Raw genomic sequence first — 9,514 nt, forward strand, 5'->3', positions numbered from 1 at the left:
GAGTTTGAAAGATTTTGGAGTGCAGAGATGATCCCCCGGCTTCTCAATAAAACCTGTCATAGACTTCGGTCGCGTGCTTGTTCCCTAACCGTATACCTACGTATATATATTATTAATTAAAAAGATATACTGTAGAAAGTTGCCTACCAAGCGCCAGAAAATATGCACCCCCACCTCCAGCGCCAACTCGAACACCTCGGTTTAGTCGGCGAGTCTCCCCCTCCCACTGCTGAGCAGTGGCAGCTTTTATTAGAGCAGGTAAGTTTTAGCTATGACGGAGCTCTGAGTCAGCAAGAACTTCAGCAGCAGGATTGCTTGAACTCGGAGACGGTGGCGCTCAAGGATTTAACTGACTCGCCCCAGTCCCCTCAAGACTCTCCAACAGCTTCAGAATTCGATCGACTGCGGGCGAGTGTCAACAGTTTGGGGGCGGGATTGTGTATCCTTGACGCGAAGGGCTGTGTAATCTCGGTGAATCCAGAGGCCGAACGCTTGCTGGGGTGGCGAGAATCGGAACTTGCAGGCGTTTATCTGCTAGAGCGCATCGGGAAGCAAAACAAAGGCAACAAATCCCAAGTTTTGACGGCTCCGAAACAGTCGCCCAGCAAGAGTGAAGATAGGCCGATCGCACCTACACTAGATTTACAACAGGCGATCGCTTCCGGTCAACCTTGCAACAATTGGGACGACGAGTTTTTGTGTCGCGACGGCAAGATTTTACCAGTTTCCTATTTTTTCCATCCCGCAGTTGAGGGCAGCGAAATATCAGTTTTGGTGTTTTTTGAGATTTTTGACATTAGAGAACACAAGCAATCGCTCTCGATACTGCAAGCAGTTCTAAAATCTACAGATGCAGGAATTCTGGCGGTTGACATCAACGGCAATATATGTAATTATAATCAGAAATTTCTAGAGATGTGGGGTTTGTCCGCCAGCCAAGGAAAGTTGAGCCGATCGAGCTTCGGCGCAGTCAAAAACACGATCGAAACAGGATTCCCCTTCGAGAGGGAACAATTAAAAGACCCGCAAGGATTTCTCCAAAACGTGCTCAAAGTGTCGGCCGATTCAGATACTCAAATCAGCGAATTATTAGAATTTAAAGACGGAAAAATTCTGGAATTAAATTCGTTGCCCTCAAAAGTCGGAGCGAAAACAGTCGGTAGAGTCTGGAGCTTTCGAGACGTTACCGAACTCAAAAAAGTAGAACAATCTTTGCAGTATCGAATAGAATTCGCTCAGTTGATTGCCCGTTTGTCAACCGATTTTATCAGCCAGCCCTTATCAGAAATAGATAAAAGCATCGATCGAACCCTGGAAGCGATCGCTACCTCGATCGGGTTTGACCGCAGTTACATCTACCTGTTATCATTCGACAAAACCCGCGCCGACAAAACCTACGAGTGGTGCGGCGAAAGCATTCCGGCAGTCAAAAACAGCACCGACAAACCAATAGACATTGCACAAATCCCTTGGATCGCAGAAAAGCTCGATCGCGCAGAATGCCTTTATATTCCAGAAATCGGCGAACTCCCGCCCCCAGCAATCGCCGAAATTGCCTATTTTATCGGTCAAAATCCAGCCCAATTCCAGACAGACTCCCCATCCCAAACAGTCAATCAAACAGCAACCGCCTCAATACCTTCGATTGGCGCTTCCCCCAATAATTTAGAATCACAAAAACCGCTAAAAAATATCCAATCGCTGATAATTATTCCCCTAATTTGTAGTGAAAACCTAGTAGGATTTCTCGGATTAGATGGCTTACAGCAAACAGCAGGTCGAGCAACCGAAATATCCCCACAGCTAAAAATGGTAGGAGAAATGCTCGCCAATGCCCTAGAGCGCAAGCGAGCAGAAGCAGCCTTGAGACAATCCGAAACAAAATACCGCAGCATCTTTGAAAACGCAGTCGAAGGCATATTCCAGACCACCTCAGACGGGCGCTACCTCAGTGGCAATAGCGCACTAGCCCGAATTTACGGCTACGAATCCTGTACCCAAATGCTCGCCGAACTCACCGAGATCAACCGCCAACTTTACGTAGACCCCAATCGGCGCGCCGAGTTTATGGCCCTATTGGGCGCGCGCCGCCAAGTGTCAAAATTTGAATCCCAAATATACCGCCGAGACGGTAGCACGATCTGGATTTCTGAAAACGCCCGCAGCATCTGCGACAAAAACGGCAGCGTTTTGTACTACGAAGGCACAGTCCAAGACATCACCGATCGCAAACAGGCAGAATCCGCCTTGCAGTCGGCCCTAGAAGCAGCAGAATCAGCCAACAGGGCAAAAAGCACATTTCTCGCCAACATGAGCCACGAACTTCGCACACCGCTCAATGCCATCATCGGCTACAGCGAAATGCTCCAAGAAGAAGCCGAAGAATTGGGCGATGAAGCTTTCGTCCCTGACCTAGAAAAAATCTGCAGCGCCGGCAAACACCTGCTGTCGATGATCGACGACATCCTAGATATCTCTAAAATTGAAGCAGGTCGAATGGATCTCTACTTAGAAACCTTCGACATCCATACCTTAATTGAAAGTGCTGTTGCCACGGCCAGGCCGCTGGTGGAGAAAAACGGTAATACCCTAGAAGTGTACTGTCCAGACAACCTCGACACCATGCACGCGGACATGACCAAAGTGCGGCAAGTGCTGCTTAACTTGCTCAGCAACGCTGCCAAATTCACACAAAACGGGAGAATTGCGATCGGAGTGGAAAGAATTAAAAATGAACAATTAAAAATGAAAAATCAAGAGGAATCTTCCGAAATTTTAATTTCCAACTCCGAATTTTTAAGTTTCCGTGTCGCCGACACCGGCATCGGCATGACACAAGAGCAATTGGAGCGAGTTTTCCAACCTTTCACCCAAGCTGATGCCTCGACTACCCGCGAGTACGGTGGCACCGGTTTGGGACTAGCAATCAGCCAGCGCTTCTGTCAGATGATGGGCGGCAGCATTGAGGTCAGCAGCACCTCGGGCTCCGGCACTACTTTCACCGTGCTCTTGCCCAGCGCCATCAAACAGCCGGAAATCCCCAACAATGTCCACGACAGCACTAGCCCTCCCGACGCCCCCGCTGTCGGCACGGTGCTGGTAGTTGACGACGACCCGATCTCGCGGGATTTAATCCAGCGCACCCTCAGTCGCCAAGGACTGCACGTAGAAGTCGCCGGCGGCGGCGAGCAAGCTCTCCGGCTCGCTAAGCAACTACGGCCAGACGCCATTACCCTGGATGTGATCATGCCCGGAATGGACGGCTGGGCGGTACTCTCAGCGCTGAAGGCAGATCCTGAGCTTGCCGAAATTCCCGTAATCCTGCTATCCTTTGTGGGCAACAAAAGCCTCGGCTTTGCATTGGGTGCCTCGGACTATCTCACCAAACCAGTGGACGGCAAACGGCTGGCTGCCTTGTTGAACAAGTACCGACGCGACCAAGACGGCGTTGCAAGTAACAATTTGACCTGTCAGATTCTAATTGTGGAAGATGACGTTGCCACGCGCGAAATACTGCGACGCATACTAGAAACACAAGGCTGGGCAGTAACGGAAGCTGACAGCGGACGCGCTGCTCTCGATCGGCTAAAAGTTGCTCGCCCGCACCTGATATTACTGGATTTGATGTTGCCAGAAATGGATGGTTTTGAGTTGATCGGGGAAATTCGCAAATCCCATTCGGGAGATCCTATACCGATTGTTGTACTCACGGGGAAAAACTTGACACCGGCCGAAAGCCAGCAGCTAAACGGCTACGTCGAGCGGGTACTACAAAAAGGAGTCTACAGTTGCGATACTTTGTTGCGCGATGTTCGCTCTATAGTAAATGACAGGCTCGATCGCAGGTACGACTCGAAAGGCAAGGAGAACACCAATGGCTAAAATCCTGTTGGTCGAAGATAACGAAATGAATAGGGATATGCTTTCCAGGCGTCTGGCCCGGAAGGGACATGAGGTCTTTATTGCTGTTGACGGTGCTGAGGGAGTGTCGATGGCGCTCGCGAAAGTACCGGATTTGATTCTGATGGATATGAGTCTGCCAGTGCTCGACGGGTGGCAAGCAACGCAGCAAATTAAGGCGGCTCCTGAAACTAGCAGGATTCCGGTGATTGCGCTGACGGCTCACGCAATGGCGGGCGATCGTGAAAAGTGTCTTGCCGCCGGCTGCAACGACTACGACACCAAACCGGTCGAGTTTCCCCGACTTTTGGGTAAAATTGAAACGCTTCTGAAAGAGGCCCTGACATGAAAGGTGACGAGGGCAGCGTGCTGGTTGTTGACGACAATGAGGTAAACCGCGATTTGTTGGCCCGCCGACTTCAGCGTCAAGGCCATCTGGTGACTGTTGCTGAAGATGGTCTCCAAGCTCTGGAAATGTTGCGAAGCGTTCCTTTTGATTTGGTTCTTCTAGACATTATGATGCCGCAAATGAACGGCTATCAGGTGCTCGAAAGTCTGAAGGCGGACGACAATTTGCGCTACATCCCGGTGATTATGATTTCGGCGGTGGACGATATCGACAGTATCGTCCGGTGTATAGAGTTGGGGGCGGAGGATTATCTTTCTAAACCGTTCAATCCGGTATTGCTCAAGGCTCGGATTAGCGCTTGTCTGGAAAAGAAGCGACTGCGGGATAAGGAACAGGCGTATTTACATGAATTGGCCCAGGAAAAGGAAAAGTCCGAGCGTTTGCTGTTAAATATTTTACCGAAGGCGATCGCACAGCGCCTCAAACACGGGGAAATTACGATCGCAGACAGTTTCGCTGAGGTGACAGTGATGTTTGCCGATTTGGTCGGTTTTACTAAGCTTTCGGCTCATTTATCGCCGGCCCAATTGGTGGAGTTGCTCAACGAGATTTTTTCGGCTTTTGACGAGTTGGCCGAGCGCTACGGACTTGAGAAAATTAAGACGATCGGCGATGCTTATATGGTAGTTGGCGGTTTGCCGACGCCCAGCGACGACCACGCCGAGTCGATCGCCGAAATGGCGCTAGACATTCAAGCAGCAATGACTAAGATCCGTACCAAGGGAGGTCAGCCGCTCAGCATCCGCATCGGCATCCACACAGGTCCGGTAGAAGCTGGGGTAATCGGTACTAAAAAATTTACTTACGATTTGTGGGGAGATACGGTAAATACAGCTTCCCGGATGGAATCTCAAGGCGTCCCCGGCAGCATTCAGGTGACAGTTGCTACCTACGAGCGCTTGCGGGGTAAGTACGTTTTTGAGGAGCGCGGCGTGATTCCAGTGAAGGGGAAAGGCGATATGATGACTTATCTGCTTGTGGCCCGAAACGCTTAATTAATCATTGGGCATTGGGCATCGGGTATCGGTAACTAATATCCACAGTCAACAGTCAACAGTCAACAGTCAACAAATCATCAAATGAGCGTAAATTCTAATCTCTTAATGTACGCCCAATGGGCGGGAATTCTGACAGTAGCTTTAGCTATTCTAACAGTTATAGCATTTATCTTCAAATGGGGTTTTCGCTTCCGATTGGTAGGAGTGACAAGCTTTATGGGAGTAATTGCTGCGAGTATATTTGGTCTGGGTTTGGGACTGTTTTCCCGTACAGAAATTCCTGGTGCAGTGCGCTATTCTTTAGTTTACGATACAGGCGGCGCTCAAACAGTAGTTACTGTGCCACCTACGATCACCGAATCGGAATTAGAAGCAACGATGCAGCAAGCGGCTGCGGATTTGTACTCTCCAGGGCGCTCTGGGCGGGGCAGAGACTACATGACCATCCGGGTTCGTACAGTGGTACATCCTGAACCGGGGCTGTCGCAGCCGCTGTTTTTGGGCGAGGTGAGACGATCGCTCGCGACTCGATATGATGACAAAATGGCGATCGAAATCTTCCCGGAAAAAGTTGCTATTCTGAAAAAATATCAAGCTTAAAAGATAGGGTGCAGCAGCATTCTTAGGAGTTACGCATGGGAGAGCTGAAACCGGGTTTTTTACAAAAATACTTCGTTGTAACGCGCAGATTCGGTAAAAAACCCGGTTTCTTTGGTCGTAGTGTGTAAGTGCTGAAACAAAAAATAAATATTATAAAATAAATATCAAATTATGACTCAAAATTCCGAAAAATTACTAACAGACCTCTTCAATGCTTGCAACCCATATTATCCTTTGCCAGCAGGCGACCCGCGATATGTTGACTGTCGAGAAGTGCGGGGAGATGACAATATTACTTTAGACTTGGGCCGCAATATTCAGCGTTCCCAACAGATGACTTGTCAATTGTATGCCGGACATCGCGGTGCGGGAAAATCAACCGAATTGCTGAGGCTAGAAAAATATTTAACAGAACAAGGCTATTTTGTAGTTTATTTCGCGGCTGACGAACAAGATATTAATCCCGAAGATACTGAATATACAGATATTTTGCTGGCTTGCACTAGACACTTGTTAGAAACAATTAAAGATGCTGACTCGAAACCTTTGCTCGATTGGATGAAAAACCGCTGGAACGATTTAAAAGATTTAGCTTTGACAGAGGTGTCTTTTGAAACTTTGAGCTTAGAAATGCAAATTGCTCAGTTTTCCAAACTGACGGCGAATGTGAGAACCGAACCGAGTCTGCGCCAAAAAATTAGAGAAAAAGTTAATCCCTACACTACAACGCTGCTTGATGCGCTGAATCAGTTTATTCGCGATGCTAAAAAAAAGTTGCCCACCCAATATTCACAACTGGCAATAATTGCCGATAATTTAGACCGGATTGTGCCGTTTTCTAAAGACGGAGGGGAACGCAGCAATCTCGACGAAATTTTTTTAGACCGCAGCGAACAACTCAAAGCTTTAGATTGTCACGTCGTTTACACCGTACCGATTTCGATGGTGCATTCCAACCGCGCGACCGATTTGAGCAATAATTATAATAATGCTCCGCAAGTTCTGCCGATGATTATGCTACGCAATCCCAGCGGTGAAATTAATCAAGCGGGACTTGCTAAAATGAAAGAGGTGATTGAGAAGCGGGTGAAACAAGTCGCTCCCCATTTATCTTTAGAATTAGAAACAGAATGGTTTGACACCAGAGAAACGCTTGAAAAACTGTGCTTGATGAGCGGGGGTCATGTCAGGAATTTGCTGTTGATGCTGCAAGAAGCTATAAATCGCACCCAAGAGTTGCCAATTACTGCAAAAGCGGCGCAAAGGGCGATTACGAACTTGCGGAATATTTACCGCAGAACCGCCCACAAAGATGACTGGTCAATTTTAGCGAAAGTATCTGTTTCTCGCCGGATACTTAATGACGAACAGCACCGCAATTTGCTATTTAACCGCTGTATTTTGGAATACCGATACTATGATGAGGATGAAGAAATGCAGAATTGGTACGACGTTCACCCGCTAATTAAAGGCATTCAGGAATTTAAGGAAGCAGTCGCTATACTTCAGCCATGACGCAAGAAATGATGGATTGGGACGAAGATTTGCCTCCAGCAGAACCGGAGGAAGAATATCGAGCTCTGGTACGCACTCTTAATCGGACAGACGGCTTTCGCTTGTTGTTTGTCGAGTGTACGCTGGCTGAGGGAGAACGCTGGATTGCTAGAGTTAAAACAGATATCCGGCCGCAAAAGATTGAGGTTTTAGCTCTGGAGAAGCCCGTTTATAACTTTTACAATCTAATTGAAGAGTTGCCCGAACGCGATCGAATCAATATTCTATTTGTCAAAGGCTTGGAATATTCACTTTATGAATACGAAAGAGATAAAAAAGCCCGTGGATGGGAAAGCGAGGATATTTACTTTTACAGTTGGCGGGGCGTGCCACCTGTTTTAGTTAATTTAAACCAGCAGCGAGAACGATTTCGAGATAATTTTAAAATTTGCTTTGTGTTTATTTTGCCTAAGTTTGCTGTGGATTATTTGATTCAGCGGGCGCCGGACTTTTTTGATTGGCGATCGAGTTTGTTTAATTTATCGATGGATGGAGAACGCTTGGAAGCGGAATCAATAAAAGCTTGTTCGGAAAGATGCAATATAGAAGATTATTTATCCTTAACTCCGGAAGAACAAAAACGGGAGCTGGTGAGGATTCAAACTTTAATTGACGAAGACGGGCAAACACAAGAACAAAAAGCTGAATTGTTTTACGAACAAGCTTTATTGTATCACTCTGCTGAACAATATGCAAAGGCGATCGCCTCCTACGACAAAGCCTTGGAAATTCAACCTTACAGACACGCAGCTTGGTACAATCGAGGCATTGCACTCGGTAACATAGGCAGGTTGGAAGATGGGATCGCCTCTTATGATAAAGCCTTAGAAATCAAACCCTACGACCACGAAGCCTGGTACAATCGGGGCATTCTACTCGGTAATATGGGCAGGTTGGAAGAGGCGATTATCTCCATTGGCTTATCTATTCAAAACTTGCAGCAAGTCATCAATCTGAACCCTGACAAATACCGAGAAATGGCAAAAACTGACTCGGGTTTTGACAGCCTGCGATCGCATACTCGGTTTCAAGCCTTAATTCAAGAATAGGGATTGACCCTTGGGCGGGGCGGGTTTATGAGATTGTCGGTTTTAGGCAATTATTGTTGGTAAAACCCGCCCCTACAGCATCAAAAACACTTTTCAACCGAAGCTAGCGGACACGATATGATATAAGAATTAGTAGCGAGGTAAAAGATGACTCAACTAAATGTAACCGTAACTAATGAGAGATTTACCGAACTCATCGCCCATGTCGAGGATACTGGAGAACGAATTGTCATAGAACAGGAAGGAAGGGCGATCGCTGCTATCATTACTTATGCCGATCTGAAGCGACTAGAAGCACTAGAAGCCGCCCTAATTAACAAAGCAAAACTCGAAGAATATGAATGGCTAAAAGCTGCGATCGCAAATCCAGCTTTTGATTCTCTGAGAGACTCAGCGGAAGATATCTACACTTTAGCTGATGGCTTGCCCTTCCACGACCCTGAATGGATTAAAACAGTAGCAATCCAGCCTGATTTTGGTTCGATCCTAGACCCAGAAGAAGACATTTATACCATAGCTGACGGTAAACCATTCCATGACCAAGGGTAAGATTTTCCTAGTACCGTTTCCCTATGATGATTTATCGGCAAACAAACTGCGTCCTGTAGCTTGCTTGACTCACCCTGTGGGAGCGCGACGCCATGTTATTCTTGCTTATATTACAAGTCGCTTGCCCACAAATCTACTGGAAACAGATATCGTATTAGAAGCTTCTCATCCCGACTTTCAGGCTTCGGGGCTGCGGGTGCCATCTACTATCAGGCTGCATCAACTGGTAACTGTTTCTACAGTGGTTGTTCAGCGTGAGTTAGGTGAATTATCATCAAATACACAGGCTCAAATTGCTGAAAAGCTCTACAATTTGCTAAGTCAGTGATCGCCGATAGGTGAAACTTATATCAGGACTTACGCAACTTTTAAATTTTTACTGTAGTTTAGACTAGCCAAAGATGAGAACGGTGGCAAAAGAAGAACTAGAGCCACCGCGCCGGGAGAGAATGAGA

8 protein-coding genes are annotated in these 9,514 nt (G+C 47.2%); all 8 read left to right on the top strand.

What is annotated here, in order from left to right:
• Positions 1-162 precede the first annotated feature (162 nt).
• The 8 genes from QUA16_RS22490 to QUA16_RS22525 all read left to right on the top strand — a co-directional run bounded on the left by QUA16_RS22490 (position 163) and on the right by QUA16_RS22525 (position 9,387).
• Positions 163-3,882, top strand: coding sequence for a response regulator (locus tag QUA16_RS22490; RefSeq protein WP_333105871.1), 3,720 nt, complete (start codon positions 163-165; stop codon positions 3,880-3,882).
• On the top strand, positions 3,875-4,249 hold the full coding sequence (locus tag QUA16_RS22495) for a response regulator (RefSeq protein WP_015177895.1): 375 nt from the start codon (positions 3,875-3,877) through the stop codon (positions 4,247-4,249). The genes QUA16_RS22490 and QUA16_RS22495 overlap by 8 nt, the downstream gene beginning before the upstream one ends.
• Positions 4,246-5,304, top strand: coding sequence for an adenylate/guanylate cyclase domain-containing protein (locus tag QUA16_RS22500; RefSeq protein WP_333105870.1), 1,059 nt, complete (start codon positions 4,246-4,248; stop codon positions 5,302-5,304). The genes QUA16_RS22495 and QUA16_RS22500 overlap by 4 nt, the downstream gene beginning before the upstream one ends.
• A gap of 84 nt (positions 5,305-5,388) precedes the next feature.
• Positions 5,389-5,907, top strand: a complete 519-nt coding sequence (locus tag QUA16_RS22505; protein ID WP_333082593.1) for a Ycf51 family protein — start codon at positions 5,389-5,391, stop codon at positions 5,905-5,907.
• A 171-nt stretch (positions 5,908-6,078) separates the two neighbouring features.
• Complete coding sequence (locus QUA16_RS22510; protein WP_333105868.1) at positions 6,079-7,422, top strand: ATP-binding protein; 1,344 nt, start codon at positions 6,079-6,081, stop codon at positions 7,420-7,422.
• Positions 7,419-8,510 carry a TPR end-of-group domain-containing protein gene (locus QUA16_RS22515; RefSeq protein WP_333105867.1) on the top strand — a complete coding sequence of 364 codons (1,092 nt, stop codon included), beginning with the start codon at positions 7,419-7,421 and terminating at the stop codon, positions 8,508-8,510. Before QUA16_RS22510 ends, QUA16_RS22515 begins: the two co-directional genes overlap by 4 nt.
• A gap of 147 nt (positions 8,511-8,657) precedes the next feature.
• Positions 8,658-9,059: a type II toxin-antitoxin system Phd/YefM family antitoxin gene (locus QUA16_RS22520; RefSeq protein WP_333105866.1), complete on the top strand. Its 402-nt coding sequence runs from the start codon at positions 8,658-8,660 to the stop codon at positions 9,057-9,059.
• Complete coding sequence (locus QUA16_RS22525; protein ID WP_333105865.1) at positions 9,046-9,387, top strand: type II toxin-antitoxin system PemK/MazF family toxin; 342 nt, start codon at positions 9,046-9,048, stop codon at positions 9,385-9,387. The genes QUA16_RS22520 and QUA16_RS22525 overlap by 14 nt, the downstream gene beginning before the upstream one ends.
• Positions 9,388-9,514: the final 127 nt, after the last annotated feature.

It is taken from the genome of Microcoleus sp. S13_C3 (assembly GCF_036700905.1).
Lineage (GTDB): Bacteria > Cyanobacteriota > Cyanobacteriia > Cyanobacteriales > Microcoleaceae > Microcoleus.